Origin of the sequence: Mycobacterium hippophais, assembly GCF_027529605.1 — a bacterium.
GTDB lineage: Bacteria > Actinomycetota > Actinomycetes > Mycobacteriales > Mycobacteriaceae > Mycobacterium > Mycobacterium arseniciresistens.
This window is the reverse complement of sequence record NZ_JAPZPY010000012.1, coordinates 45,498-72,113: the sequence shown is the minus strand read 5'-3', so window position 1 is coordinate 72,113 and position 26,616 is coordinate 45,498. Positions and strand designations below refer to the sequence as shown.

The window sequence follows — 26,616 nt, the reverse complement described above, 5'->3', positions numbered from 1 at the left end:
GGAGTTGACCCCGCCCGGAGACGCGCCGGGCAAGCCCACGAGTGCGCAGGCGCTGCTCGCGCAGATGGGCGGCATCAGCGGCCTGATCTACTCGTCGCTGCCCGTCGTGGTGTTCGTGCCGGTGTCCTCGGCCGCCGGTCTGGTGCCCGCGATCTGCGCGGCGCTCGGCGTGGCCACCGTGATCCTGATCTGGCGCCTGGTGCGGCGCGAGACCACCCAGCCCGCGATCTCCGGTTTCTTCGGCGTCGCGTTCTGCGCGTTGATCGCCTACTTGATGGGCGAATCCAAGGGCTACTTCCTGCTGGGCATCTGGATGTCGCTGTTCTGGGCGTCGGTGTTCGGCCTCTCGGTGGTCATCCGCCGGCCCGTGGTCGGCTACATCTGGGGCTGGGTCAACGGCCACGACCGCGGCTGGCGTGACGTTCGCAAGGCGGTGCGGGCGTTCGACGTCGCCACCCTGTTCTGGGTGCTGGTGTTCGCCTCGCGCTTCGTGGTGCAGGAACACCTCTACGAATCCGACGAGACCGGATGGCTGGGCTTCGCCCGCATCGCCATGGGCTGGCCACTGACGGCCGTCGCCGCACTCGTCACCTACCTCGCCATCCGGGCGGCTCAGCGCGCCCTGCACGCCGAACACGGCGTGCGCGACGCCCCCGATCCTGGTGGGTCCGTCGACGACGCCGACACCGCAGACGCCCGGACCGACTGACCGGCCGGCGGGCACGCCATGGCCACGACGACGGGGTCCGACCGGTCGCTGATCGCGGTGGCGGTGCTGGCCTCCTTCGTGGCGTTCCTCGACGGCTCGGTGGTCAACCTCGCCCTGCCGGCGATCCGCGCCGACCTCGCAACCGGCTCGGCGGGCGGGCTCGCCCTCGAGCAGTGGGTGGTCGACGGGTACCTGCTGGCACTCGGTGCGCTCATCCTGGTCGCGGGCGCCGTGTCCGACCAGTTCGGCCGGCTCGCCGTGCTGCGGTGGGGCCTGGTCGTCTTCGCGGCCGCGTCGCTGCTGTGCGCGCTCGCCTCGAGCGGCTGGCTGCTGGTGGCGGCCCGTTGCCTGCAGGGCGTCGGCGCGGCGTTCCTGGTGCCCAGTTCGCTGGCGATGATCAACGCCCGGTTCAGCGGCGCCGCACAGGCCCGCGCCATCGGCACCTGGACGGCGTGGACCGGCACCGCCTTCGTCGTCGGCCCGCTGCTCGGCGGTGTGCTGGTCGACGCGCTGAGCTGGCGGTGGATCTTCGGGGTCAACGTGATCCCGCTGGCCATCACGCTCTATCTGACCGCCCGGCTGCCCGCCGAGGTGTCCACCGCCGACCGGTCGGCGTCCGTCGACGTGGTGGGCGCGGTGCTGACCGCGGTCGGGTTGACCGGCACGGTCTTCGCCCTGATCGAGCAGCAGCGCCTCGGCCTGTCCCATCCCGCGGTGTGGGGGAGCCTGGCCGTCGGCGTGGTCTGTCTGCTGGCCTTCCCGTGGTGGGAGCGCCGCACGCCGCATCCGATGATGCCGCTGGGGATCTTCGCCGCGCGCAACTTCGCCGTCGGCAACCTCGCGACGGTCTTCCTCTACGCGGCCGTGTCGCTCACCACGCTCATCATCGCGCTGTTCCTGCAGGAGGCGGCCGGGCTGTCGGCCACCGCGGCGGGGCTGGCCACATTGCCGATGCCGCTGCTGTCGTTCCTGCTGGCCCGCCGGTTCGGCGCGCTCGCGGGACGGCACGGCCCGCGGCTGTACATGGCGATCGGCCCAATGGTGGCCGCCGCGGGGGCCGTGCTGATGGCCACCGCCCACGAGCCGTTCGACTTCTGGACCCAGATGCTGCCCGGACTGGTGGCCTTCGGCCTCGGCCTGTCGATCACGGTGTCACCGCTGACGTCGGCCGTGCTGGCCGCGGTCGATCCCGCCCAGAGTGGTGTCGGCTCGGCGGTCAACAACGCGGTGTCGCGGGTCTCCGGATTGATCGCCATCGCATTCACCGGCGTGATCATCGGCGGCACAATGGATTTCGACGGATTCCGGCAGGGCGCGCTGGTGATCGCCGGGCTGTTCGTGGTGGCGGGCGCGGTATCGGCTGTGGGCATCCGCAACGATCGCGTCGATTTCGACCGGATCACCCCGCAGGCCGCGGCGAACTGCCACGACCGCGTGACGCCGCCGCCCGCCTACCGCTGAGCGGCGCTCACTTCGGGCGGTTGAGCAGCACGTCGCGCAGCTCGTCCTCGACCTCGGCGACCGCGACGAACAACAGCTCGTCACCGCCCTCGAGCGGCTCGTCGGGCTCCGGCACGATCACCCGAGCCCCGCGGAGGATGGTCACCAGCGTGGCGTTGCGCGGCAGTTCCATGCGCTTGACCGGTTTGCCGCCCCACGGCGTGTCGTCGGGCAGCGTGATCTCCACCAGGTTGGCCTGGCCCTTGCGGAACTCCATCAGCCGCACCAGGTCACCGACCGCCACGGCCTCCTCGACCAGCGAGGCCAGCATGCGGGGCGTCGACACCGCCACGTCGACCCCCCAGTTCTCGTCGAACAGCCACTCATTGCGCGGATCGTTGACCCGGGCGACCACCCGCTGCACCGCGAACTCCGTCTTGGCGAGCAGGCTGACCACGACGTTGACCTTGTCGTCGCCCGTCGCCGCGATCACCACGTCGAACTCCTCGAGGCGCACCGATTCGAGCTCGCTGAGCTCACAGGCGTCGCCGAGCCGCCAGTGCGCAGCGGGGATGGCGTCGACGTCGACGTGGTCGGGATTGCGTTCGAGCAGCGTCACCTCGTGATTGCTCTCGAGCAGCTCGCGGGCGATCGAGCGGCCGACGGCGCCGGCACCGGCAATCGCGACCTTCATCGTGCCTCGCTGTCCTCGCTCGGCGGCAGCGCCGAGATGGCCAGCGCCTCGGCGATGTGGCCGGCCACCGCGGCGATGTACACCTGGTCGCCGGCCTGGATGACGGTCTTCGGGTCGGGCAGCAGGCCGCTGCCGAACCGGATCAGGAACGCCACCCGCCCCGCGGTGGCGGCCTCCAGGTCGGTCACCCGGCGGCCCACCCAGTCCTCGTGCAACGGGAGCTCGGCGACCCCGACGTTGCCCGACGGGTCACGCCACTTGGTGGTCTCGGTCTCCCGGGTCAGCACGTTGAGCAACCGGTCGGTGGTCCACGGCACGGTCGCCACCGTCGGGATGCCCAGTCGCTCGTACACCGCGGCGCGCTTGGCGTCGTAGATCCGCGCGACCACCCGCTCGACGCCGAACGTCTCGCGGGCCACCCGCGCCGAGATGATGTTCGAGTTGTCGCCTGAGGACACCGCGGCGAACGCGCCGGCGTCCTCGATGCCCGCGCGCAGCAGCACCTCGCGGTCGAAGCCCATGCCGAGCACCCGCTCGCCGGGGAAGTCCGGGCTCAACCGGTGGAAGGCGGTGCTGTCGCGGTCGATGACGGCGACGTCATGGCCGATCCGCGACAGGCTGTCCGACAACGACGCGCCGACCCGGCCGCACCCCATCACCACTACACGCACCTGACGGTCCCTTTCACCCAGCACGCCGGCGGAGAAAACGGACTTCGACTCCGCGCACGTCGAACGCTACCGCCAATCGAGACTGGGCTTACCCTTGGACCTCGTGTCCAAGCTTTCGACCGCGGCGCGTCGTCTCGTGCTGGGCCGGCCGTTCCGCAGTGACCGGCTGTCGCACACGCTGCTGCCGAAGCGGATCGCGCTGCCGGTCTTCGCCTCCGATGCGCTGTCGTCCACGGCGTACGCGCCGGAGGAGATCTTCCTGGTGCTGTCGGTCGCCGGCCTGACCGCCTACTCGATGGCGCCGTGGATCGGCCTGGCCGTCGCCGGCGTGATGCTGATCGTGATCGCGAGCTACCGGCAGAACGTGCACGCGTACCCGTCAGGCGGTGGCGATTACGAGGTGGTGACCACGAATCTCGGCCCGACCGCCGGCCTGACCGTCGCCAGCGCGCTGCTCGTCGACTACGTGCTGACCGTCGCGGTGTCGATGTCGTCGGCGATGAGCAACATCGGGTCGGCCGTGCCGTTCATCGGCCAGCACAAGGTGTGGTTCGCGGTCGCGGCGATCCTCATCCTCGCCTCGCTCAACCTGCGCGGCATCCGGGAATCGGGCACCGCCTTCGCGATCCCCACCTACGCCTTCATGGTCGGCATGGCGATCATGCTGGTCTGGGGGTTCGTGCAGATCCACCTGTTCGGCGAACCGCTGCGCGCTGAGTCGGCGGACTTCGAGATGCACTCCGAACACGGCGACATCCTGGGCTTCGCGCTGGTGTTCCTGGTTGCGCGCGCCTTCTCGTCAGGGTCGGCGGCGCTGACCGGTGTCGAGGCGATCAGTAACGGCGTCCCAGCGTTCCGGAAGCCCAAGTCCCGCAACGCCGCCACGACGCTGCTGCTGCTGGGCGTCGTCTCCGTCACGCTCTTCATGGGCATCATCATGCTGGCCAAGGAGACCGGCGTGCAGATGGCCGAGCGGCCGCTGGAGCAGCTCGGCGGCGCCCCTGCGGACTATCAGCAGAAGACGCTGATCGCCCAGCTCGCCGACGCGGTGTTCCACGACTTCCCGATCGGGCTGTTCCTGATCGCTCTGGTCACCGCGCTCATCCTGGTGCTCGCCGCCAACACCGCGTTCAACGGCTTCCCCGTGCTCGGGTCGATCCTGGCCCAGGACCGTTTCCTGCCGCGCCAGCTGCACACCCGCGGCGACCGGCTGGCGTTCTCCAACGGCATCCTGTTCCTGGCGTTGGCCGCGATAGCGTTCGTGGTCGCGTTCCAGGCCCAGGTGACCGCGCTGATCCAGCTGTACATCGTCGGGGTGTTCGTGTCGTTCACGCTCAGCCAGATCGGCATGGTGCGGCACTGGACGCGGCTGCTGCGCACCGAGACCGATCCGCTGGTGCGGCGCAAGATGATGCGCAGCCGGGTGATCAACGGCATCGGCCTGACCGCGACGGGCAGCGTGCTGGTCATCGTGGTGGTGACGAAGTTCCTGGTCGGCGCCTGGATTGCGATCCTGGCGATGGTGATCCTGTTCGTGCTGATGAAGCTGATCCGCAAGCACTACGACACGGTGGCGCGCGAGCTCGAGGAGCAGGAGGCCGAGGAGGGCGACATCGTGCTGCCCAGCCGCAACCACGCGATCGTGCTGGTGTCGAAGATGCACCTGCCGACCTTGCGCGCGCTGGCCTACGCCCGGGCCACCCGCCCCGACCAGCTGGAGGCCATCACCGTCAGCGTGGACGACGGCGAAACCCGTGCGCTGGTGCACAAGTGGGAGGACAGCGACGTCAACGTCCCGCTCAAGGTGATCGCCTCGCCCTACCGGGAGATCACCCGTCCGGTGCTCGACTACGTCAAACGGGTCACCAAGGAGTCGCCCCGCACCGTGGTGACCGTCTTCATCCCCGAGTACGTCGTCGGGCACTGGTGGGAACAGGTGCTGCACAACCAGAGCGCCCTGCGGCTGAAGGGCAGGCTGCTCTTCGAGCCGAACGTGATGGTGACGTCGGTGCCATGGCAGCTGAGCTCCTCGGAGCGGCTGAAGACGCTGGCGCCGCAGTCGGCTCCCGGTGACGCCCGGAGGGGCTTCCTGGAGTGAGCGCCGCCGCGCCGGTGGACCCCGGCGAACTCGTCCTGACCGCCGGGCCGGCCGCCAACGGCGGCAGCTGCGTCGCGCGCCATGACGGCCGCGTGGTGTTCGTGCGCTACGCCCTGCCGGGCGAGACGGTCCGGGTCCGGGTGGTCAGTAGTCGCGAATCCTATTGGCACGCAGACGTAGTCGAGGTGATCGAGCCGTCGGCCGACCGGATCGCATCGCTGTGCCCGATCGCCGGGGTCGACGGCGCCGGGTGCTGTGACCTCGCCTTCGCCGAACCGGACGCGGCCCGCCGGCTGAAGGGTGCGGTGGTCGCCAACCAGCTGGCCCGGTTGGGTGGATACACCTGGGGCGAGGACGGCGCGGGAACCGAACCGGTCGCCGAGCCGGTCGGCACGCCGGCCGCCACCGGGTGGCGCACGCGGGTACGGCTGGACACCTCGCCGGAGGGCCGGGTGGGCTTTCACCGATATCACAGCTCGGTCGTGGTCGAAGACCTGAACTGTGCGCAGTTGCCGCCCGGCATGCTCGACGGCCTCGGTGACCGCGCCTGGCCGCCTGGGGCGCACGTGCACGTCGCGGTCGACGACGACGGCACCCGCCACGTCGTGCAGTCCGGACCGCGCACCGGCGGCCGGTCGGCCACCGAGGTGGTCGAGGGCGGCTACGAGGCGGTGCAGCGCGTCGGCGACCGGGAGTGGCGGGTGCCGGTCACCGCGTTCTGGCAGTCCCACCGGGACGCCGCGCGGCACTACAGCGCGCTGATCGGCGAATGGGCCGCACTGCAGCCGGGCATGACGGCGTGGGATCTCTACGGCGGCGCGGGCGTGTTCGCCGCCGTGCTGGCCGCCGCGGTGGGGGAGAGCGGCCGGGTGCTCAGCGTGGACACCTCGCGCGGTGCGTCCCGGGCGGGGCGTGCGGCGCTGGCCGACCTGGGCCAGGTGTCGGTGGTCACCGATTCGGTGCGGCGGGCGCTGGCGGCCGAGCGGCGCCCGGCCGACGTGGCGGTGCTCGACCCGCCGCGCACCGGCGCCGGCCGAGAGGTGATCGACCAGCTGGCCGCCGCGGGTGTGCCGCGGGTGATCCACGTGGGTTGTGAGGCCGCGGCGTTCGCGCGCGACGTCGGGCTCTACCGCGGTCACGGCTACCGCGTCGAGCAGCTACGGGTGTTCGATGCGTTCCCGCTGACCCATCACGTCGAGTGCATCGCGGTGCTGGCTCGCTGAACGTCGGGCCGCTGCGCGAGCAGCCTGCGGATGGGCCGCAGCGCCATCCGCACACTGACCATCCGCGTCGCCGCCTCCCGCAGCACCGCCAGGCCGCGGCTGCGGTTGAACATCAGCCGCGCGAGCTGACGTGAATTGTCCTGCGCGGCAAGCACTCGCGGGCGCTGGGTGGCCTCGTAGGCGGCCAGCGCGCCGGCCAGCGTCGAGCGGTCGGCGCGCCGCAGCAGCGCCGACAGCAGCCACGCCGACTCCATCGCCATGCCCGCGCCGACGCCCGCGGTCGGGAGGAATCCTGCGGCGGCGTCGCCGAGCAGCACGGTGTGGGCCGTCGTCCAGTTCGGCGCCCGGCAGTCGGTGAGCGGCCAGTAGTAGGGGTCGGGGTCGTCACGCAGGGCGGTCAGGGCGTGGTCGACGCGTGCGCCGGTGACGGTGAGTGAGCGCCGGATCCGGGCGACGAACGCGTCGACTCCCGCGGCGGTGTCCTCGCGCGCGCCGCCGACGAAGACGCCGATGCGGCCGGCGACCGGGTAGGAGCCGACGAAGAAGCCCGCGCCCCAGAGCTCTTCGGTGAGATCGGGTGAGCGGTCCGGAGCCGCCCATGCCACCCAGCCGCCCCACCCGGTGTCGAGGGTGGCGGCAGGCCGGCTGCCGGGCACCAGATCACGTGTCGTCGAGTTGATGCCGTCGGCGATGACGACCAGGTCGAACCCGTACTCCCGGTCGCCGTCGACCGAGGCGATGCCGACCGACGCGCCGTCCGCGCCCTCGGCCAGTGTGCGGACCGTCGAACCGAAGGCGACCGCACAGCCGCCGGCACTGAGCACCTCGAGCAGCGCGCCCCGGCCGATGCCCCGGTAGTCCCCGAAGGTGTCGAGAACCGCCGAGAGCGAGTCCTCGCGCAGCGGGCGGCCCGTGTGGCCGCGGACCGCGTACCGGTCGAGCGCGATGCCGGCCGCCCGGTAGCCGTCACGCACTCCGAGCCCGTCGATCGCCGGGTCGACCATCGGCATCAGCGCGAGCATGTAGCCGGCGTCCGGCGCCGCGGCCGAGCGCTCGATCAGCACCGGGTGCCGTCCCGCGCGGCGCAGCAGTCCGGCGGCGGTGAGGCCGGCGACGCCCGCGCCGACGATCAGGATGCGGATGTCGTCGGCGCGAGCCTCGTCGTACTGGACGGCCACGGGGACCGGGGTGAAAGCCATGACATTCCTTTCGCCTGCACCTCGACGCTACCATTCTGTGGACCGAGTGGTACACGGTATTGTCGGGTGCATGCCGACAGGTCGGATCGCCCGCATGCCCGCTGCCCGACGCCGACGATTGGTGCAGGTGGCGGCGGTGGAGTTCGCCGAGTCGGGTTATGCGGGCGCGTCGCTGAACCGGATCATCGCCGACTGCGGAATGGGCAAGAGCTCGTTCTACTACCTTTTCGCGTCGAAGAGCGAATTGTTCGAATTCGTGACTGCGGAATTGATCACCGAGGCGGCGTCCCGGTGGACGGTTCCCGACCCGGCGGGGTTCTCGGGCGCGCAGTTCTGGCCACGGGTCGCCGACGTCTTCGCCGAGTTCCTGCGGGTTTCTGAGCAGCACGAGGCCTTCCTGCTGCTGGGCAGGCTCTTCTACGGCGACGCGCCCGGCAGCGCGAAGACCACCGTCGGCGGGGCGCTGGCGGCCGTGGAGAACTGGGTGCGGCGCGCCCTGGCGGAAGGCCGCCGGTGCGGCGCTGTGTGCGACGACCTGCCGGAGGATCTGCAGTACCGGCTGACGGTCGGGGTCTTGCGGCTGTTCGACGAGTGGACGGTCGCCCAGCACGACCGGTTCTCGGCGGACGGACTGCGGCGGCTCACCGACGCACAGTTCGCCACGCTGCGGCGGATGCTGGCGGCCTAGCCCTCGGGCCGCTGGTAGACGTCTGGCACGCCGTCGCGGTCGGCGTCGCGGGTCTCCTCCGCGTGCAGCGCGCGGTACTGCCGGTTGCGCAGCCGCAGCACCACCGTCGCGAGCACGGCCGCCGTCAGCGAGCCGACGAGCACCCCGATCTTCACGTGGTCCTCGCGGCCGCTGTCGTCGCCGTAGGCGAGATCACCGATCAACAGCGACACCGTGAAGCCGATGCCCGCGAGCATCGCCATGCCGAAGACGTCGACCCAGCGCAGCGCGCTGTCCAGCGAGGCCCTGGTCAGGGCGGAGAGGATCCGTGCGGTGCCGAAGATGCCGACGGTCTTGCCGACGACCAGGCCGAGCACGATGCCCAGCGCGATGGGGTCGGTCAATGCGTCGGTGAGCCCGTGCAGCCCGCCGATCGTGACACCGGCGGCGAAGAACGCGAACACCGGGATCGCCACGCCCGCCGACAGCGGCCTGATCCGGTGCTCGAAGTGCTCCGCGAGGCCCGGGCCGGCGTCCGGCCCACCCGCAGCGCGGCTGCGCACCACCGGAACCGTGAAGCCGAGCAGCACTCCGGCCACGGTCGCGTGCACGCCCGACTCGTGCATCAGTACCCACGTCGCGAGACCGAGCGGCACCAGCAGCCACCATGACCGGACCCGGCGCTGCACGAGCACCGCGAACACCAGCAACGGCACGGCGGCCGCCGCGAGCGCCCACAACTTGATGTCCTCGGTGTAGAACACCGCGATCACGGTGATCGCCAGCAGGTCGTCGACCACGGCCAGGGTGAGCAGGAACATGCGCAGCGCCGCGGGAAGGTGCGTCGAGATGACCGCCAGCACCGCGACGGCGAACGCGATGTCGGTGGCCGTCGGGATGGCCCAGCCGCGGGTGGCGCCGTCACCGACCGAGTACGTCATCGCGACGAAGATGGCCGCCGGGACGACCATGCCGCCGACGGCGGCCGCGATCGGCAGCGCGGCGCGACGCGGGTCGCGCAGGTCGCCGGCGACGAACTCGCGCTTGAGTTCGAGCCCGACCACAAAGAAGAAGATGGCCAGCAGTCCGTCGGCGGCCCAGGTGCCCAGCGTCAGATTCAGGTGCAGGCCGAACCGGTCGGTGCCGACGTGCAGGTCGCGCAGCGCCGCGTACGACGCCGACCACGGCGAATTCGCCCACACGAGCGCCACCACCGACGCCACCAGCAGGGCGGCGCCGCCCACGGTCTCCTTGCGCAGGACGTCGGCGACCCGGGACGTCTCGGCCCACGACCCCCGAGCGAGCAGTGAGCGCGGCGGCGGGGCCGATCCGCCCGGATCCTTCTGCATTTCCTGCGACACAGCCGACACCTCGTCTCATCGACATCACCGAACCGCAGGCCCCGGAGCGGGCATCCGCGGTGCCGACCAGACTTCCCGGCACACCGTGCGGCGAGTGTACCGAGGTGTGCGGCGCGCACTGTGACGTGATTGTGAAGGTCCTGGCTCGACAGGACCCGCACCGTGCGCCGTGCGTAAACTGGTCGAATGCTTGAACAGATCCGCGGCCCCGCTGATCTGCAGCACCTGACCCAGTCCCAGCTCAGTGCTCTGGCGGGCGAGATACGCCAGTTCCTGATCCACAAGGTCGCTGCAACCGGTGGACACCTCGGCCCCAATCTCGGTGTCGTCGAACTGACGCTGGCCCTGCACAGGGTCTTCGACTCGCCGCACGACCCGATCATCTTCGACACCGGCCACCAGGCCTACGTGCACAAGATGCTCACCGGTCGCAGCCACGAGTTCGAGACCTTGCGCAAGAAGGACGGGCTGTCGGGTTACCCGTCGCGCAGCGAGAGCGAGCACGACTGGGTGGAGTCCAGCCATGCCAGTTCGGCGTTGTCCTACGCCGACGGGCTGGCAAAGGCGTTCGAACTCACCGGCCACCGCAACCGGCACGTGGTCGCCGTCGTCGGCGACGGCGCGCTCACCGGCGGGATGTGCTGGGAGGCGCTGAACAACATCGCCGCCGCCCGCAGGCCGGTGGTGATCGTCGTCAACGACAACGGCCGCAGCTACGCGCCGACCATCGGCGGCTTCGCCGATCATCTCGCCGCGCTGCGTCTGCAGCCGGGCTACGAGCGGATCCTGGAGAGCGGACGCAAGGCGATGCGCGGGCTGCCCGTCATCGGCGAGGTCTGCTACCAGTGCGTGCACAGCATCAAGGCGGGCATCAAGGACGCGCTCGCGCCGCAGGTGATGTTCACCGACCTCGGCCTGAAGTACGTCGGCCCGATCGACGGCCACGACGAGCACGCCGTCGAGTCCGCGCTGCGGCACGCCCGCGGGTTCAACGCGCCCGTCGTCGTGCACGTCGTCACACGCAAGGGCATGGGATACCCGCCGGCCGAGAACGACGAGGCCGACCAGATGCACGCTTGCGGCGTCATCGATGTCGCGACCGGGATGGCCACCAAGGTCGCCGGACCGGGCTGGACGTCGGCGTTCGCCGAGGCCCTGGTCAACTACGGCGCCAAGCGCCGCGACATCGTGGCGATCACCGCCGCCATGCCGGGTCCGACCGGGTTGTCGGTGTTCCGCGACCGTTTCCCGGACCGCTTCTTCGACGTGGGCATCGCCGAGCAGCACGCGATGACGTCGGCCGCCGGGCTCGCGATGGGCGGGCTGCATCCGGTGGTCGCGATCTACTCGACGTTCCTCAACCGCGCATTCGACCAGATCATGATGGACGTCGCGCTGCACAAGCTGCCGGTCACCATGGTGCTCGACCGTTCCGGGGTCACCGGCAGCGACGGCGCCAGCCACAACGGCATGTGGGATCTGTCGCTGCTCGGCGTCGTGCCGGGCATGCGGGTCGCCGCTCCGCGCGATGCCACCAGGCTGCGCGAGGAACTCGGCGAGGCGCTCGACGTCAATGACGGGCCTACCGCCATCCGGTTCCCGAAGGCCGATGTGGGCGAGGACATCCCAGCTGTCGAACGGCGGGGTGTGGTCGACGTGCTCGCGGTGCCCGCCGCCGGGATGGGCGACGATGTGCTGCTGGTCGCCGTCGGTCCGTTCGCCGCGATGGCGCTGGGGGTGGCCGAGCGGCTGCGCAACCAGGGCATCGGCGTGACCGTCGTGGACCCGCGCTGGGTGCTGCCGGTGCCCGATGCGATCGGCGAGCTGGCCCGCGCGCACAAGCTCGTGGTCACCCTCGAGGACAACGGCGTTGCGGGCGGCGTCGGGTCGTCGGTGTCGGCCGCGTTGCGCCGCGACGAGATCGACGTGCCGTGCCGCGACGTGGGGCTGCCTCAGCAGTTCTTCGCACACGCCTCCCGCAGTGAGGTGCTGGCCGACGTCGGCATCACCGATCGCAACATCGCGCGCCAGATCACCGGATGGGTGGCGGCGCTCGGCACGGCGGTCTCGGAGTCCGAGGTCAGCGAGCGCCTCGACTAGTCATCCAGGGCCGCCGCGCTGCTGAGCGCGTCGGCCAGCGCCGGCACCACGAGTTCGCGTTGCCAAGGGCGGACGCGTGCCTCGGTGAGGAACTCCTCGACCGCGGCGGTGACGTCGCCGGACTCCGGGGGCTGCCAGTCCCAGCACAATCGGCGCACCACCTCCGGGGTGATCAGGTTCTCCGCCGGCACCGTGACACGCTCGGACACCGCGGACAGCGCGGCGCGGGCGGCCTCCAACCGGGCCGCGGCCTCGGGTTTGCGTCGGGCCCAGCGCGACGATGGCGGTGGTCCGTTCGACGTCTCGGCGTCGTCCGGCGGATCGGTGTTCTCCCGCGCCCGGTTCAGCGCGTCGAGCCACACCTGCGCGCTGCGGCGTTGCTTCGAACCGCCGAAGATCGGGAGCGCCGTGAGCTTTTCGACGGTGTCGGGGTCGGCGGTGGCGGCGTTGACGATCGCCGCGTCGGGCAAAATCCGCCCGGGCGCGATGTCGCGGCGGCGGGCGATGTGGTCACGGGTGGTCCACAGCTCGCGCACCGCGGCCAGTGCCCGCGGGTTGCGCACCTTGTGGATCCCCGACGTGCGCCGCCAGCGGTCACGCCGGGTGGGGGACGCCTCGAACGTCCGCAGATGCTCGAATTCCTGTGCGGCCCACTCGGTCTTGCCCTGCTCCTCGAGCACCGCGGCGATCGCGTCGCGCAGTTCGAGCAGCACCTCGACGTCCAGCGCGGCGTAGTTGAGCCAGTCGTCGGGCAGCGGCCGCTTCGACCAGTCCGCCGCGCCATGGCCTTTCATCAGGTGCAGGCCGAGGAGTCGCTGCACCATCGCCGCGAGGTTAACCCGCTCGAAGCCGGCGAGCCGCCCCGCCAGTTCGGTGTCGTAGAGCCGTGCCGGCCGCATCCCGATCTCGGCCAGGCACGGCAGGTCCTGGTCGGCGGCGTGCAGCACCCATTCGTCCCCGGCCATCGCTGAAGCCACCGGCGCCATCACGTCGATCGGCGAATCACCGTGGTTCACCGGGTCGATCAGCACCGTGCCGGCCCCGGCGCGGCGGATCTGCACCAGGTAGGCCCGGTTGGAGTAGCGGAAGCCCGATGCGCGTTCGGCGTCGACGGCGAACGGTCCGTGTCCGGAGGCCAGCAGTTCGGCGGCGGCGGCGATCTCGGAGCGGCTGACCGACAGCGCGGGCACCCCGTCGGCGGGGGTCAGCAGCGGGACCGCCTCGGGCTCGACCTCTTCTGCGTCGAGACCCGTGTCGGTGTCGTCCGGATCGGGGGGAAGCGCCTCGGTCATGTCAAGCGCGGGTGCGGGAGCTCAGGTCGGTCACCCCGGTCGGCGGCAGTCCGGCGGCGTGCTCGAGCACTTCGCAGAACGCCTCGACGTGGGGGCCGAGCTCGAGGTTCGTGGCGGTCCATGACGCCCGCAGTTCCAACTGGTGGGCGCGGGGCGGGCCGGAGATGTCGCCGTAGCGCACCGACGTGGTGGCGGTGACGGTGCCGCCCAGTGCGGTCACGTGCTCGGCCCGCGAGTCCAGCGCCTCCACCAGCCAGCTCCACGCCACCTCGGGCAGCAGCGGGTCCACCGCCTCGCTGGAGTCCAGGTCGGCCTGGATGTAGGCGACCAGCCGCATCGTGCCGTCCCAGGCCTCTGCGCCCTCAGGGTCGTGCAGCAGGATCAGCCGGCCGAACGCGTCACCCTCCGAACGCTCGGGGACGATCGTCGTGTCGGGATGGCGGACCTCGGCGCCCAGGGCGTAGCTGTAGGGCGCGAGCCGCTGCGGCGGCCGGATCGGACCGAGCTCGATCTCCGACCGCACGGTGGTGGCGTTCATCGCCGCCACCGCCGTACGGAACTGAGCCGGTTCGCCTGCGGTCACGACGTTTGACGCTAGACCCATCCGGCCGGGCGTGTCGGCAGGCGCGCCGAATTCGATCATGAACCCCGTCGTGCCCGGATCCCGTCAACTGGTGCACCGCGGAACCGCCGGTTGGTGAGACGATGATCACCATGCCTGAACGGCTTGCTGACGCCATCGAAGAACTCTCGAATCCGAACCGGTCCGACGTCGAACCCGAAGGACAGAGCCCACCCGACGCTCCGCGGCGGCGTAGCCGGCTTGTTCGCTACACCCCCGCGCCGGTCCTCGCGGTGCTGGTCGCCGTCGTGGCGGTGGCCGCGGGCTTGGCGGTGCACTGGGCGCTCGGGGTGTCCGCGGTCGCGGCGCCGGTGCGCGACGCCGGGCTGCCGTACGGGGCGCTGCGTGTCGGGTCCGCGGTCGTGGCCGCGCTGCTGGCGGGAGCGGCTGTCGCGCGGATCTGCCATCCGGCGCAGACGCTGCGGCGGGAACTACGCAGCACCCTGACCGCCTCCCGCAGGCGCTCCACCCGCACTCCGCTGCTCGGTGCCGTGGTGCTGGCGGCCGTCCTGGGCGCCGGGTTGGCGGCGGTGCTCACCTGGAAGGTCACCGGTGAGGTGTTCTTCAGCGGTGCCGCCGACACCTCCGCCTCGGCGGTGCGGGCCGCGCTGCCACTCCTGGGGGGCGCCGCCGTGGCGGTGCTGCTGGTGCTGGTCTTCCGTCGGCAGCTCGACGCCGAGCGCGGCCGCTTCGCCGATCGCTTCGGCGCGGCCTCGGCGCAACTGGGTGAGGCGGAGGCGGCGACGCGTATCGCCGGTGTCTTCGCGTTGGCCGCCGCGGCCGACGAGAGCTCGACGTTCGCCCGCAGGCAGCAGTGCATCGATGTGCTGTGCGGCTACCTGCGGCTGCCCTACGACCCCGAGTTCGGGGCCAACCACCTCGCCGAGCTCGTCTCGACCACGACCTGGACCGCCACCGCGCCCGCCACGAACATCGAGGAGAGCCGCAGGCAGGCCATCCGCCAGAACGACGGGGAGGTCCGTCAGACGGTCGTGCGGGTGCTCGCCGCCCGGCTGCAGCGCGACGCCGACGCGTCATGGGCCGGCAACGACTTCGACTTCACCGGCGTGCTGTTCGAGGACGCGTCGTTCGCCGGGGCGGTGTTCCGCGGCCGGCGGGTGCGCTTCGACGGTGCGATGTTCAGTGGCGAGGCCACGTCGTTCGAGGGCGCCGCGTTCGACGCCGACCGGGTGTCGTTCGACGGGGCGCGGTTCGTCACGCCGGCCACCACCTTCGCCGGCGCACGGTTCCGCGCCGGGCACGTCTCCTTCGACGGGGCGGTCCTCGAGGGTGTCGACGTGTCGTTCGAGGACACCCGGTTCACCGGCGAGGACGTCTCGTTCCGCAAGGTCGCCTTCGCGGGGGACAGGACGTCGTTCGCGCGCGCGAAGTTCAAGTGCCTGCAGGCCGCGTTCGACGCGCCGGTGACGTGGCGCGCGGTCACGTTCGACTGGGAGAAGCCGGAGACGCCCGGCGGCAGCCCGCAGACCATCCCGCGCTGCATCGGCCCGCGTCCGTGGCCGCCCACGCTGTCGGAGGATCAGCTGGTGGAGAAGAAGGGCGTCCGCAAGAGCATGGAGGCCGCCCGCGGCTGATCCGCCCGACGCCCGGCGTCGCGCCGCGTGGCAGCATTGGACGCGATGAATATGCGTCGTGAGCTGCCCGAGTCGCCCTACCTGGCCGCCGCGGCCGGCCGCAAGCCGAACCGCGTGCCCGTGTGGTTCATGCGGCAGGCCGGCCGGTCTCTGCCGGAGTACCGCGAACTGCGGGCGAAGAACACCATGATGCAGGCGTGCTTCGACGCCGAGCTGATCACCGAGATCACCCTGCAGCCGGTGCGCAGGCACGGTGTCGATGCCGCAATCCTGTTCTCCGACATCGTCGTTCCGCTCCGCGCCTCGGGAATCGCGTTGGACATCGTGCCCGACGTCGGCCCGGTGATCGAGCACCCGATCCGCACCGCCGCCGACGTCGCGGCCCTGAGACCGCTCGAGCGCCAACAGGTTGCGCCGGTGGCCGACGCGATCGGGATGCTGACGCGCGCGCTCGGTGACGTGCCGCTGATCGGGTTCACCGGCGCGCCGTTCACCCTGGCCTCCTATCTGGTCGAGGGCGGTCCGAGCAAACATCACGAGCGCACCAAGGCGATGATGCTGGGTGAGCCCGACACCTGGCACGCCCTGATGACCGCGCTCACCGACGTCACCATCGGTTTCCTGCAGGCGCAGGTGGACGCCGGCGTGGACGCGATCCAGGTCTTCGACTCCTGGGCGGGCACGCTGTCGCTCGCCGACTACCGCGGCTATGTGCTCCCGCACACCGCACGGGTGTTCGCCGCCCTCGCGCCCGCGGGCGTGCCGATGACGCACTTCGGGGTGGGCACCGCCGAACTCCTCGGCGCGATGAGCGAGGCGGTCGCCGGACGGGGAGCGCCCGGTGTGGTCGGGGTGGACTGGCGCACCTCGCTGGCCGATGCCGCCGCCCGCGTCGACCCCGGCATCGCGCTTCAGGGCAACCTCGATCCGGTCGTGCTGCTCGCGGGCTGGCCGGTGGTGGAGCGCGCGGTGCGCGCGGTGGTCGAGGACGGCAGGCGTGCGGTGGACGCCGGCGCCGCGGGCCACGTGTTCAACCTCGGCCACGGCGTGCTGCCCGCGACCGATCCGGGCATCATCACCCAGGCCGTCGAGCTGGTGCACTCGTTGTGACGGCCCGCTACTGCGTTGTCGGAGGCGGCATCTCGGGTCTCGTCGCCGCCTACCGGTTGCGGGTGGCGAGCGGTCCCGACGCCGACATCACGGTGTTCGACCCCGCCGACCGGCTCGGCGGGGTGCTGCGCACCGAGCGTGTCGGCGGGCAGCCACTCGACGTCGGGGCGGAGGCCTTCATCGCCCGCAGGCCCGAGGTGCCTGCCCTGCTGGCCGAACTGGGCCTGTCAGCCAGGCAGATCGGCACCACGGGGGTCCGGCCGCTGATCTACAGCCGGGGCCGCCTGCATCCGATGCCGCAGGGCACGCTGCAGGGCATCCCGGCGCAGGCCTCGGCGCTGGCCGGCCTGGTGGACGACGCCACCCTGGCCCGGGTCGCCGACGAGGGCGCCCGCCCGCTGGCGTGGGACCGCAGCGCCGACCCCGCGGTCGGCGAACTGGTGGGCGACCGGTTCGGCGAGCAGGTGGTCACCCGCTCGGTCGACCCCTTGCTGGCAGGGGTGTACGCCGGATCGGCCGCCACCATCGGCCTTCGCTCGGCGGTGCCCACTCTGGCGTCCGCGCTCGATCGCGGGGCGCCGTCGCTGACCGATGCCGTGCGCCAGGCACTGGCCGGCGCGGGGCCGGTGACGGGGTCGGTGTTCGGCGCCGTCGAGGGTGGTTACGCGGTGCTGCTGGACCACCTGACGCGGCAGGCGGACGTGCGCTGGGCGCAGGTCGCCGTCGAACGTGTCGACCGCTCAGGGCAGGGCTGGGCGGTGGTCGACGACGAGGGCACCGCGTGGCCCGCGGACGCCGTCGTGCTGGCGCTGCCCGCCCCGGGCCTGCCGCGGGTGATCGAGGCGGTGGCGCCGCGGACCGCCGCGGCGGCTCGACGGATCCGCGTCGCCTCGGCGGCCCTCGTGGCGTTGGCCCTGCCCGGTGGAACCCCGCTGCCGCAGCAGTCGGGCGTGCTGGTCGCCGGCGGCGAGCGGCTGCACGCCAAGGCGATCACGCTGTCGTCGCGCAAGTGGGGCCGGCGCGGGAACGTCGAGCTGGTGCGGCTGTCCTACGGCCGGTTCGGCGACGATCTGGCCCGCAGCGCCGGCGACGAGGACCTGCTGGACTGGGCCGCTCAGGATCTGGAGGACGTCTTCGGCATCCGCACCGAGCCGGAGGACAGCCACGTGCACCGCTGGATCGACGCGATGCCGCAGTACGGGCCCGGCCACGGCGCCCTGGTGGCCGAGTTGCGCGCCGGCCTGCCGCGGGGGCTGGCGGTGGCGGGCGGGTACCTCGACGGCATCGGCGTGCCGGCCTGTGTGGCGTCGGCCACCCGGGCGGCGGCCACGCTGCTGGCGCCGTCGGGCGTGGCACGATAGGGCCATGGCCAAGCTCGATTACGACGCCCTCAACGCCATGATCCGGTACTCGATGATCTCGGTGTACGCGGCGACTCCCGGCGCCCTCGGCGAGGACCGCGGGCCGGTGGTCGACGAGACCGCGACGTTCCTCAAGCAGCGCGAGGATGACGGCGTGGTGGTCCGCGGTGTCTACGACGTGGCGGGGCTGCGCGCCGACGCCGACTTCATGGTGTGGACGCACGCCGACAACGTGGAGGCGCTGCAGGCCACGTACTCGGATTTCCGGCGCGCCACCACGCTGGGCCGGGCGAGCACGCCGGTGTGGAGCACCGTGGCGCTGCACCGTCCGGCCGAGTTCAACAAGGGCCACGTGCCGGCGTTCGTGGCCGGTGAGCCCGCGGGTGACTACATCTGCGTCTATCCCTTCGTGCGATCGCTGGACTGGTACGTGCTGCCCGACGAGGAGCGCCGGCGCATGCTGGCCGAGCACGGGATGGCCGCGCGCGGCTACAAGGACGTGCGGGCCAACACCGTCCCGGCGTTCGCACTCGGGGACTACGAGTGGATCCTGGCGTTCGAGGCGCCTGAGCTGCACCGCATCGTCGACCTGATGCGGGACCTGCGCGCCACCGACGCGCGTCGGCACGTCCGCGAGGAGACCCCGTTCTTCACGGGTCCGCGGGTCGGGGTCGAGGAGCTCATCGCCCGGCTGCCGTGACCGGCCGCCCGGCGGGTACGCAGTGAAATTTGCTCGTCCTGCATGCGCGGTGACGTGTTCTCGACGCGCGTCCACGCAGGAAAACGATTAACCTCCGCCATGGCGTACAGAGCACGTAATAAGGGCGCCATGCTGCAGCTTGGCAAAGAACAGCCATCGGCCGATGGCTGCTTTAGGTGCTTTGCTAAGATCGACGCTTCGGGTGCGTGCGCGACGAGGGGACCTTCATGCGACTCAGGTCGAGGCGCACCATCGTCGTCGCCACCGCGCTCTGCACGGCGGTCGGCGTATGGACCGTGGCCGGCTGGGGCGGGCCCCGCACCGTCCTGGTGATGAGTGACCTCGCCTTCGTGGTCCTCGGCATGTTCTCCACCGGCTGCGCCGCACTGGCCGTCCGTGCCACGCGCGGCCGCCAGCGGGCGGCGTGGCTCTCGCTGACCGTCGGCTTGCTCGGCTGGACGGTCGGCGGGGTGTTGTGGAGCTACTACGAGCTCGTCGTCGACCGGTCGCCGTTCCCGTCGATCGCCGATGCGGCCTACCTGGTCTTCCCGGTCGGCGCCGGCCTGGCGCTGCTGCTGTTCCCGGTGGGTCACACCGGCCAGTCCCGTACCCGGTTCCTGCTCGACGGGCTCATCGTCGCGGGCTCGTTGTTCGTGGTGTCGTGGGTGACGGTGCTCCGGCGGGTCTACGAGGCCGGCGGAGAGACGGTGTTATCGCTCGCGCTGTCATTGGCCTACCCGGTGTCGGACCTCGTCGTGCTCACGGTCGCGGTGCTGGTGTTGGGCCGAACCCGGGCCGGACACCGGCTGCCTCTGATCCTTGTCGCCCTCGGCGTCGCATTCATGGCGATCTCCGACAGCGGGTTCGCCTACCAGATCGCCGAGGACACGTACTTCACCGGCATCTTCGACCTCGGCTGGCTGGCCGGCCTGCTGATCATCGGCATCGCCGCACTCGTCGGCCGGGCCGCCGCGGTCGAGGACGCGGACGTGCCGCAGATCCCGTCCCGGGCGTCGGCCCTGCTGCCCTACGTGCCACTGCTGATGGCGGCGGTGTTGGGCACCATCGATTTCCTGCCCCACCTCACCACCGGTCCGGTCGTCCCCGTGGCGCTGAGCCTGGTCTTGGCCGTGTTGCTGCGGCAGTTCGTCGTGGTCACGGAGAACCGGCGGCTGCTGAGCATCGTCGCCGAGCAGGCGCTGCGCGATCCGCTCACCGGGCTGGCCAACTACGCGCTGTTCAACGACCGGCTGACCCACGCGATGCAGCTGCGCCAGCGCGACGACCGAGCGGTGGCCCTGCTGTCGCTCGACCTCAACGACTTCAAGCTGGTCAACGACAGCCTCGGCCACCCCGCCGGCGACGCGCTGCTGATGCGGGTGGCCGAGCGGCTGGTGGGCTGCGTGCGTACCGGTGACACCGTCGCCCGCCTCGGCGGCGACGAGTTCGCGGTGCTGCTCGAGGGCCGGGTCGACCACTCCCACCGCGTCGCGCACCGGGTGGTCGAGGCGTTCGACGAGCCGTTCGTGATCGACGGCCAGCAGCTGCTGATGCGGCCCAGCGTCGGGCTCGCCGTGGCGAGTTTCGAGAGTCAGAACGACGAGCCCGACCTGACCGCCGAAACTCTGTTCAAACAGGCCGATCTGGCGATGTACACCGCCAAACGGTCGCGCACCGGCGGCGTGCACGTCTTCAGCAGCGAGATGGCGCTGGTGTATCCCGAGGACGCCGGGTGGAACGCCGGGCCGGGCGGCACGCGGGGCGGGGGAGCCGACGCCGTGCGGCTGCTCGGCGAGCTCCGCCACGCCATCGACCACTACGGCCTGACGCTGGTCTACCAGCCCAAGATCGACCTGCAGACCGGCGAGGTGGTCGGGGCGGAGGCGCTGCTGCGCTGGCCGCACCCCCAGCGCGGGATGCTGTCACCCGACGAGTTCCTGCCTCTGGTCCGCACGCACGGCCTGATGGCGCCCATCACAAGGCTCGTCCTCAACATGGCCCTCGACGACGTGGCCCGCTGGTATCGCGCGGGGCTCGGCGTGCCCGTCGCGATCAACCTGTTCGCGCCCGCCGTGGCCGACGTGAAGCTGCCTGCGCGGATCACCGAGGCGCTCGAACACCGCCGGCTGCCGCCGGACGCGCTCACCGTGGAGATCACCGAGGACCTGCTGCTCGACAACATCGGCCGCACCCGATCGGTGCTCAACGACCTGCGCGAGCGTGGAATCCGGGTCGCCATCGACGATTTCGGCAGCGGTTACTCGGCACTGAGCTATCTGCGCGAGCTGCCCATCGACGAGGTGAAGCTCGACCGGCGGCTCATCGCACCCGTGGCCAGCGACCCGCGGGCGGCGGCGGTGGTGCGTGCGGTGGTGAACCTCACCCATGTGCTCGGCATGGTCACGGTGGCCGAGGGCGTCGAGGACGCCGAGACGGCCGACCTGTTGCGCGAGTACGGCTGCGGGGTGGCTCAAGGTTTTCACTTCAGCCCGCCGGTCGACTCCGCGACGATGCTGGACCTGCTCGCCCGCGGTGTCAGCCCCGCAGCTGCCGCAGCGACATCGGGTTGACGCGGTAGACGTTTCGGAGCAAATGACCTGTTCGCGGCGCCGGCACCGGCATCATGGGTGGATGAGAATCAGGGCATGGGTCGGCGCCACCTTGTTCGTCTCCGCGATGGCGACTGCGCCCGAGGCGCCCGCCCAGGATCCGAGCGGCGAGCAGTGCCCACCGCGCAATGGCCGGACCATCGTGATCACCGCAGGCGACATCGACTGCGTCACGGCGTCGGACTATGCGGCGCAATACCGACCCGACGGCGACAAGTATCAGGTCATCGCGCCGTTCACCTGTTACTCCGGCACGGCGATGACGGCGCCGCTGCTGTTCCAGTGCGTCGCCGACACCGAGGACCACGCCGAGTTCGCGGTGTACCCCGGGTAGTGCCGCCCAGCGGCTACGTCGCTTTCGGCACCAGCCGCAGCGAGATGGAGTTGATGCAGTACCGCTGATCGGTCGGTGTCGGGTAGCCCTCACCTTCGAAGACATGCCCGAGGTGGCTGTGGCAGCTGGCGCAGACCACCTCGACGCGCCGCATACCCATCGAATCGTCAGTCCGCAGGATCACCGCGTCGGAGTCGGCCGGGTCGAAGAACGACGGCCAGCCGCAGTGGGATTCGAACTTCTCGCTGCTGCGGAACAGTTCGGCACCGCAGGCCCGGCACTCGTAGACACCGTCGGTCTTGGTGTCGGTGTACTCGCCGGTGAACGGGCGTTCGGTGCCGGCCCGGCGCAGCACCGCGAACTCCTCGGCGGTGAGCTTGTCGCGCCACTGGTCGTCGGTCAGTTGCACCTTGGGCGTACTCATGGTTTCCAAGTTAGCGCAGCGGACCCCGCCCGCCGACCCGGCCGCGGGATACCGTGGGGCATGCGGGGGCGGTGGAGTGTGCGGCCCGGTCGCCTGGTGCTCGCGGGCGATCTGACCGGTGCCGACGACGTCGACATCGGCCTGCATCACCACCCCGCGGTCCAGCTGACCGTCGGCCTCGACGGCCCGCTGGTGGTCGTGTTCGGCGACGGCCGGACCGTGCGGTGCCGGGTCGCGGTCATCGCAGGCGGGGTCCGGCACGCGCTGCGGCCGGGCGGGGCGCGGACCGCGCTGTCGGCGTACATCAACCCGGCGGGCCGCACCGGCGCGGTGCTCAACGGCCTCTGCCGCCGCGACGGCGACGCGGGCGTCTGGACGGCCCCGCTCGACGACGACATGGCGGAGCTGGTCGAAGGCGGTCACCAGGCGGGCGATCTGCAGGTTGTCGCGGACATCGCGGTGCGCGCGGTGCTGCGCGCTGCGGGCATCGATCCCGCCGACGCCTCGCCGGTGCACCCCGCGCTGAGCCGGGCCGTCGAGCTGGTGTCGGCAGGTATGCCCGACCGGGCCGATCTCGTCGCCGTCGCCCGAGCGGTCGCCGTGTCGCCGGACTACCTCGGGCGGCTGTTCCGCAGGCAGACCGGCGTGTCCTTCTCGGCGATGGCCCGGTGGTCGCGGCTGCTGAGCGCGCTGCCTCACCTGGACCGCGGAGCGTCGGTCACCGATGCGGCCCATCTGGCCGGGTTCGCCGACGGCGCCCACGCCCACCGCGTGTGCCGGGAACTCGCCGGCATCTCGCCCAGCCAGGTCGCGCGGCTGCTGGCGGAGAACAGGACGGATCCGTTCAAGCGCGAGTAGCCCTGCCGGGCAGAGACTGATCCCATGCCGGTGATGTCGAAGATCGAGCGGGCGTTCTGCTGCGGGGCGCTGTGGCGCCGCAGCACCGATTCGATCGTGGGCACACTGCAGGTCGACCGGTTGGGCCGCGACGTCCTCGAGATCGGCTCCGGCAGCGGAGCGGTCGCCGCCGCACTGCAGCAGGCGCTGCCCGGCGCGGCGGTGACGGCCAGTGACCTCGATCCGGTCATGGTGGCCGCCGCCGGCCGCCGCCTGCAGCGGTTCCCGGAGGCGCGGGCGGTGCCCGCCGACGCCACCGCGCTGCCGTTCGGAGACGACGTGTTCGATTCGGTCGTCAGTTGCCTGATGCTGCACCACATCATCGAGTGGGAGGCCGCGGTGGGTGAGATCGCCCGCGTGCTGCGTCCCGGTGGCATGTTCGTGGGCTACGACCTGGTGCGCACCCCGGCGGCGACGTGGCTGCACCGCCTCGACCGGTCACCCTTCCGGCTGCTGACCCCGCTCGAACTCGGTGACGCCTGCCGGGCCGAGGGGTTGTCGGTGGAGGTGGAACCGCGCTACCGCGGTCAGGCGATGCGCTTCACCGCGACCCGGTGACAGTACTCGGCCGGGTGCGGATCGTCAGCTGATCGCCGGCGCCTCGGGTTTCGACGGCGTGCCTGGCACGACCTTCCTCAGCCACGGCGGGTCGATGCCCTCGTCGAGGCGGCCGTCGTCCTTGGCGTCGAGGTAGCGGAAGTACAGCACGGCGAACACCACGATGAGCATCAGCGACCAGCCGTAGGTGATCTTCATGTACTCCAGGAACCGGCCGGTCGTCGGCCAGTGCCCGAGCAGCCAGCGGTCCATCGTCATGAAGCCGTAGACCGCGAGCCACGCCGGCCAGTTGTGCAGCACCGAATTGCGCAGCACCACCGTCATCAGGAACGGGAACAGCATCGTCGAGTAGTAGCCCTGGCCCAGCGACAGCACCAGGAACGACGCGGTCAGCAGTACCCCGGATGACGTGAGCATCCAGAACAGCGGGTCCCGCTCGCGGTAGTAGCGGTACAGCAGGTACAGGCTGGCCGCGGCGATGAGCCCGAAGCCGATGCGCAGCAACAGGATCAGCCACATCGGCAGGCCGTAGTAGATGCCGTTGCCGAGGATCGAGGAATTGAAGTAGTCGCGGGTGGACAGGAAGTACGGCACGGTGTTGCGCACGAAGTTCATGGGGTCGCTGACCAGCGGCCAGGCCACCGCGTTGGCCAGCAGTGGGACACCGATGGCGGTGACGAACGTGTAGAACTGCCGGTTCAGCAGGGGAATCAGCAGCAGGGGTACCAGCGATGGCTTGACCACTATGGTCAATCCGATGGCCGCACCCGCCAGGAGTTCGGCGTTGCGCCCGCCCTTGAGCAGGAATCGGAAGAACAGCACGCCGCCGAGCAGCATGCAGCCGTTGATGTTCGTGAACACCAAGGTGTTGGTGACGGATTCGGTGCAGAACATGGCCAGCAGGAGCGCCGGCGCGGCCACCGAGGACAACGTGTAGTCGAAGATCCGCAGCAGAAGGTAGGCGGCGATCAGGAATGCGACGACGTTGACGGTGATGTACCAGTAGCGCGCCGCGTCCACGGGCAGGTAGCCGAACGGCGCCAGCAGCAGGGTGCCGCCCGGCGGGTACAGGTAGTGCGGGTCGACGTGGCCGAAGTTCTCGTTGTAGATGTCCCAGCCCATTTTGAAGTTGACCACTGCGCGGTAGACGGGGCCGAAGTCATCGGTGATGTAGCCGTTGGTGCCCAGCACGTAGCTGCGGTGGATGATCGACATGATCGCGAGTGGCCATAGCGCTGACCGCAGCACGGTCGCGGCGCTCGGCGGCGAGGTGCGGGGCCGGAAGGCGTTCAGGATCGAGGCGGTGAACGGCACGAGCGGAAACTTACACCGGCGCTCCGGTGCCGCGGACCGGCGGATCAGGCCGGGCAGTACGTGTCGGTCTCCGGCGGCGTGCCCTTGTCGAGGTAGCCGACGACGGGCGCCAGCGCGCACGGCGAGTAGATCGAGGCGCCGTGGCCGATGCCCTGCCACATCACCCGCTTGCTGTTGGTGCCGGCGTTGATGACCGTGGCGGCGACGGCGGCGACGCCTTCGTTGCCGACGATCGGGTCGTTCTGCACGCCGAGCAGCAGCACCGGCACCTTGAGGTCCTTGGGCTCCTCGGGCGCCGATCCGCTCGGCCAGTTGAGGCAGGTGACCAGGTCGAGCGCGCCGACGGAGCCGAACTGCGGGTAGAGCTTGCCCCACGCCACCACGAGTTCGCGGACCCGGTCGGGCGTCGGCCGGTTGAGGGCGTCGCTGCATGAGTTGACGAACTGGCCGTCGGTCTGGCGCAGATCCTCGGCCCGCGTGATCAGGTCGCGCAGGCCGCTGTCGTCGCCGCCGCGGGCTGCGGCCAGCGTGGCCGCGAGTTCGTTGGTGCTGGCGACGCGGTCGCCGGTGGGGAAGGCCAGCGCGGTGGAGATGGCCTCGGCGACCGCGGACACCGACGCCCCGCCGGGTCCGTCGCCTGCCCGCGCGTCGGCCAGCAAGCCGTCGACCGCGGCCTTCGGGTCCGGGCCGAGGGGGCAGGCGGTCGCGGCGCACTGGGCGGCGAACGCGTCGAGCGCGGCCTGTTCGCCCTTGACGCGTTGTTCTGCGGCGGCCTCGGCGCCCACCGCCAGCGGCAGCGGGGAGTCGAGCAGCAGCCGGGCCACCTTGTTGGGGTGCGAACCGGCGTACGCCAGCGCCACCTGGGAGCCGTTGCCGATGCCGAGGATCGCCAGTGTCGGAACGTCCCACGTGCTGCGCAGGCGTTCGAGATCCTCGGCGGCGTGGGCGTTGTCGTACGCGGAGTCACCGGGCGCGATGGTGTCGGTGCAGCTGGTGGTGGCCGTCACGGTGATGGCGCTGAGGTTGGCGACGGGGTCGTCGCCGTACTGGAACTGGGCCTGCTCGCGCATTTCCTGGCGGTCGTAGGTGTCGCGGCAGTCCAGCGCGCCGGACATGCCGACGCCGCGCCGGTCGACGGCGACGATGGGCCGGCCCTTGAGCACGTCGGAGCCGGTGCGCGTCAACCACACCGGCAGCTGGGCCGACGACGGGACGTCGGTGCCGGTGGTGAGCACGAGCGGGCCGGCGTCCGACGGGGTCTGCGCGGTCTTGGCGCGGACCACGCCGATCGTCACCGAGCCGGTGGCCCCGTCGATCGAGTCGAGATCGGAGTCGTAGTCGGCGCAGTCGAGCGTCACCCCGGGCAGCGGGTCGACGCCGGCGTCCCGGAACACCCGGGAGGTGCAGTCCCGCCACGACAGGTCGTTCTTGGGTGCTTCGATGGCCGGCGGCCCCGCGGCCTGCTGGGTGGGAGGCGCCTCGCCCTGCGGCCCGGCGCCGGAGTCGGTGGCGAATCGGGGGTTGGCGCCCAGCCCGGGGGAACAGCCGGCCAGCAGCACCGTCAGGGTGACGGTCGACAGGCTCAAGGCCGTGAGCAGCGCAGGGTGCCGACGCATGGTGACCACAGTAGCGATCGTC

General features: G+C 71.2%; 23 protein-coding genes. 14 read left to right on the top strand and 9 right to left on the bottom strand.

All coding sequences use genetic code 11. The annotated features are described in order from the left end of the window. The first annotated feature begins 4 nt into the window (after window positions 1-4). On the top strand, window positions 5-709 hold the full coding sequence (locus O6P37_RS22380) for a DUF3159 domain-containing protein (protein WP_408633228.1): 705 nt from the start codon (window positions 5-7) through the stop codon (window positions 707-709). An 18-nt stretch (window positions 710-727) separates the two neighbouring features. Continuing rightward, window positions 728-2,170 carry an MFS transporter gene (locus tag O6P37_RS22375; RefSeq protein ID WP_269896146.1) on the top strand — a complete coding sequence of 481 codons (1,443 nt, stop codon included), beginning with the start codon at window positions 728-730 and terminating at the stop codon, window positions 2,168-2,170. Between the two features lie 7 nt (window positions 2,171-2,177). On the opposite strand, the gene O6P37_RS22370 is transcribed toward O6P37_RS22375, so the two are convergent. Further along, complete coding sequence (locus O6P37_RS22370) at window positions 2,178-2,843, bottom strand: potassium channel family protein (protein WP_269896145.1); 666 nt, start codon at window positions 2,841-2,843, stop codon at window positions 2,178-2,180. Next, the gene (locus O6P37_RS22365) at window positions 2,840-3,514 is read right to left on the bottom strand and encodes a potassium channel family protein (protein WP_269896144.1); all 675 of its coding nucleotides are present in this window, start codon (window positions 3,512-3,514) and stop codon (window positions 2,840-2,842) included. Before O6P37_RS22365 ends, O6P37_RS22370 begins: the two co-directional genes overlap by 4 nt. Window positions 3,515-3,617: 103 nt before the next feature. Between O6P37_RS22365 and O6P37_RS22360 the strand changes: the two genes are divergently transcribed. Further along, on the top strand, window positions 3,618-5,612 hold the full coding sequence (locus O6P37_RS22360) for an APC family permease (protein WP_269896143.1): 1,995 nt from the start codon (window positions 3,618-3,620) through the stop codon (window positions 5,610-5,612). Next, entirely contained in the window at window positions 5,609-6,835 is a 1,227-nt protein-coding gene (locus O6P37_RS22355) for a class I SAM-dependent RNA methyltransferase (protein WP_269896142.1), read from the top strand. The genes O6P37_RS22360 and O6P37_RS22355 overlap by 4 nt, the downstream gene beginning before the upstream one ends. Here O6P37_RS22355 and O6P37_RS22350 read toward each other — a convergent pair. After that, window positions 6,802-8,034: an FAD-dependent oxidoreductase gene (locus O6P37_RS22350; protein WP_269896141.1), complete on the bottom strand. Its 1,233-nt coding sequence runs from the start codon at window positions 8,032-8,034 to the stop codon at window positions 6,802-6,804. The two genes, O6P37_RS22355 and O6P37_RS22350, sit on opposite strands and share 34 nt — an antisense overlap. A 70-nt stretch (window positions 8,035-8,104) precedes the next feature. Here O6P37_RS22350 and O6P37_RS22345 point away from each other — a divergent pair, with 70 nt between their 5' ends. Next, entirely contained in the window at window positions 8,105-8,722 is a 618-nt protein-coding gene (locus O6P37_RS22345; RefSeq protein WP_269896140.1) for a TetR/AcrR family transcriptional regulator, read from the top strand. On the opposite strand, the gene nhaA is transcribed toward O6P37_RS22345, so the two are convergent. Then, on the bottom strand, window positions 8,719-10,050 hold the full coding sequence (nhaA, locus tag O6P37_RS22340) for a Na+/H+ antiporter NhaA (protein WP_269896255.1): 1,332 nt from the start codon (window positions 10,048-10,050) through the stop codon (window positions 8,719-8,721). The genes O6P37_RS22345 and nhaA overlap by 4 nt on opposite strands. A gap of 198 nt (window positions 10,051-10,248) precedes the next feature. Between nhaA and dxs the strand changes: the two genes are divergently transcribed. Further along, window positions 10,249-12,162, top strand: coding sequence for a 1-deoxy-D-xylulose-5-phosphate synthase (gene dxs / locus O6P37_RS22335; RefSeq protein WP_269896139.1), 1,914 nt, complete (start codon window positions 10,249-10,251; stop codon window positions 12,160-12,162). Here dxs and O6P37_RS22330 read toward each other — a convergent pair. Both O6P37_RS22330 and O6P37_RS22325 read right to left on the bottom strand, forming a co-directional pair. Next, window positions 12,159-13,454: a ribonuclease D gene (locus O6P37_RS22330; protein ID WP_269896138.1), complete on the bottom strand. Its 1,296-nt coding sequence runs from the start codon at window positions 13,452-13,454 to the stop codon at window positions 12,159-12,161. The genes dxs and O6P37_RS22330 overlap by 4 nt on opposite strands. Window position 13,455: 1 nt before the next feature. Then, complete coding sequence (locus O6P37_RS22325) at window positions 13,456-14,058, bottom strand: DUF3000 domain-containing protein (protein WP_264016321.1); 603 nt, start codon at window positions 14,056-14,058, stop codon at window positions 13,456-13,458. 110 nt (window positions 14,059-14,168) lie between these two features. On the opposite strand from O6P37_RS22325, the gene O6P37_RS22320 reads away from it, so the two are divergent. The 6 genes from O6P37_RS22320 to O6P37_RS22295 all read left to right on the top strand — a co-directional run bounded on the left by O6P37_RS22320 (window position 14,169) and on the right by O6P37_RS22295 (window position 21,785). After that, on the top strand, window positions 14,169-15,671 hold the full coding sequence (locus O6P37_RS22320) for a pentapeptide repeat-containing protein (RefSeq protein WP_269896137.1): 1,503 nt from the start codon (window positions 14,169-14,171) through the stop codon (window positions 15,669-15,671). Between the two features lie 45 nt (window positions 15,672-15,716). Then, the gene (gene hemE / locus O6P37_RS22315) at window positions 15,717-16,781 is read left to right on the top strand and encodes a uroporphyrinogen decarboxylase (RefSeq protein WP_269896136.1); all 1,065 of its coding nucleotides are present in this window, start codon (window positions 15,717-15,719) and stop codon (window positions 16,779-16,781) included. After that, window positions 16,778-18,142: a protoporphyrinogen oxidase gene (locus O6P37_RS22310; protein ID WP_269896135.1), complete on the top strand. Its 1,365-nt coding sequence runs from the start codon at window positions 16,778-16,780 to the stop codon at window positions 18,140-18,142. The genes hemE and O6P37_RS22310 overlap by 4 nt, the downstream gene beginning before the upstream one ends. A 4-nt stretch (window positions 18,143-18,146) precedes the next feature. Next, entirely contained in the window at window positions 18,147-18,842 is a 696-nt protein-coding gene (hemQ, locus tag O6P37_RS22305) for a hydrogen peroxide-dependent heme synthase (protein WP_264012345.1), read from the top strand. A 227-nt stretch (window positions 18,843-19,069) separates the two neighbouring features. Further along, entirely contained in the window at window positions 19,070-21,412 is a 2,343-nt protein-coding gene (locus O6P37_RS22300; protein WP_269896134.1) for a putative bifunctional diguanylate cyclase/phosphodiesterase, read from the top strand. A 61-nt stretch (window positions 21,413-21,473) separates the two neighbouring features. Then, complete coding sequence (locus O6P37_RS22295; RefSeq protein ID WP_269896133.1) at window positions 21,474-21,785, top strand: hypothetical protein; 312 nt, start codon at window positions 21,474-21,476, stop codon at window positions 21,783-21,785. Between the two features lie 13 nt (window positions 21,786-21,798). On the opposite strand, the gene msrB is transcribed toward O6P37_RS22295, so the two are convergent. Further along, window positions 21,799-22,209 (bottom strand): peptide-methionine (R)-S-oxide reductase MsrB, encoded by a 411-nt coding sequence (gene msrB, locus O6P37_RS22290; protein ID WP_269896132.1) that lies wholly within the window; start codon window positions 22,207-22,209, stop codon window positions 21,799-21,801. A 78-nt stretch (window positions 22,210-22,287) separates the two neighbouring features. Between msrB and O6P37_RS22285 the strand changes: the two genes are divergently transcribed. Continuing rightward, on the top strand, window positions 22,288-23,067 hold the full coding sequence (locus O6P37_RS22285) for a helix-turn-helix domain-containing protein (RefSeq protein ID WP_269896131.1): 780 nt from the start codon (window positions 22,288-22,290) through the stop codon (window positions 23,065-23,067). A 24-nt stretch (window positions 23,068-23,091) separates the two neighbouring features. Beyond that, on the top strand, window positions 23,092-23,664 hold the full coding sequence (locus O6P37_RS22280; protein ID WP_269896130.1) for a class I SAM-dependent methyltransferase: 573 nt from the start codon (window positions 23,092-23,094) through the stop codon (window positions 23,662-23,664). Between the two features lie 24 nt (window positions 23,665-23,688). Here O6P37_RS22280 and aftC read toward each other — a convergent pair whose 3' ends face one another. Beyond that, window positions 23,689-24,978, bottom strand: coding sequence for an arabinofuranan 3-O-arabinosyltransferase (gene aftC, locus O6P37_RS22275; RefSeq protein ID WP_269896129.1), 1,290 nt, complete (start codon window positions 24,976-24,978; stop codon window positions 23,689-23,691). A gap of 44 nt (window positions 24,979-25,022) precedes the next feature. Further along, on the bottom strand, window positions 25,023-26,594 hold the full coding sequence (locus O6P37_RS22270; RefSeq protein ID WP_269896128.1) for an alpha/beta hydrolase: 1,572 nt from the start codon (window positions 26,592-26,594) through the stop codon (window positions 25,023-25,025). Window positions 26,595-26,616 lie beyond the last annotated feature (22 nt).

Bases quoted from the DNA above. Each gene is read 5' to 3' on its own strand.
- O6P37_RS22375 (WP_269896146.1), top strand. From the start codon at position 728: ATGGCCACGACGACGGGGTCCGACCGGTCGCTGATCGCGGTGGCGGTG.
- O6P37_RS22370 (WP_269896145.1), bottom strand. From the start codon at position 2,843: ATGAAGGTCGCGATTGCCGGTGCCGGCGCCGTCGGCCGCTCGATCGCC.
- O6P37_RS22350 (WP_269896141.1), bottom strand. From the start codon at position 8,034: ATGGCTTTCACCCCGGTCCCCGTGGCCGTCCAGTACGACGAGGCTCGC.
- O6P37_RS22345 (WP_269896140.1), top strand. From the start codon at position 8,105: ATGCCGACAGGTCGGATCGCCCGCATGCCCGCTGCCCGACGCCGACGA.
- nhaA (WP_269896255.1), bottom strand. From the start codon at position 10,050: ATGCAGAAGGATCCGGGCGGATCGGCCCCGCCGCCGCGCTCACTGCTC.
- dxs (WP_269896139.1), top strand. From the start codon at position 10,249: ATGCTTGAACAGATCCGCGGCCCCGCTGATCTGCAGCACCTGACCCAG.
- O6P37_RS22330 (WP_269896138.1), bottom strand. From the start codon at position 13,454: ATGACCGAGGCGCTTCCCCCCGATCCGGACGACACCGACACGGGTCTC.
- O6P37_RS22325 (WP_264016321.1), bottom strand. From the start codon at position 14,058: ATGGGTCTAGCGTCAAACGTCGTGACCGCAGGCGAACCGGCTCAGTTC.
- O6P37_RS22320 (WP_269896137.1), top strand. From the start codon at position 14,169: ATGCCTGAACGGCTTGCTGACGCCATCGAAGAACTCTCGAATCCGAAC.
- hemE (WP_269896136.1), top strand. From the start codon at position 15,717: ATGAATATGCGTCGTGAGCTGCCCGAGTCGCCCTACCTGGCCGCCGCG.
- hemQ (WP_264012345.1), top strand. From the start codon at position 18,147: ATGGCCAAGCTCGATTACGACGCCCTCAACGCCATGATCCGGTACTCG.
- O6P37_RS22300 (WP_269896134.1), top strand. From the start codon at position 19,070: ATGCGACTCAGGTCGAGGCGCACCATCGTCGTCGCCACCGCGCTCTGC.
- O6P37_RS22295 (WP_269896133.1), top strand. From the start codon at position 21,474: ATGAGAATCAGGGCATGGGTCGGCGCCACCTTGTTCGTCTCCGCGATG.
- msrB (WP_269896132.1), bottom strand. From the start codon at position 22,209: ATGAGTACGCCCAAGGTGCAACTGACCGACGACCAGTGGCGCGACAAG.
- O6P37_RS22280 (WP_269896130.1), top strand. From the start codon at position 23,092: ATGCCGGTGATGTCGAAGATCGAGCGGGCGTTCTGCTGCGGGGCGCTG.
- O6P37_RS22270 (WP_269896128.1), bottom strand. From the start codon at position 26,594: ATGCGTCGGCACCCTGCGCTGCTCACGGCCTTGAGCCTGTCGACCGTC.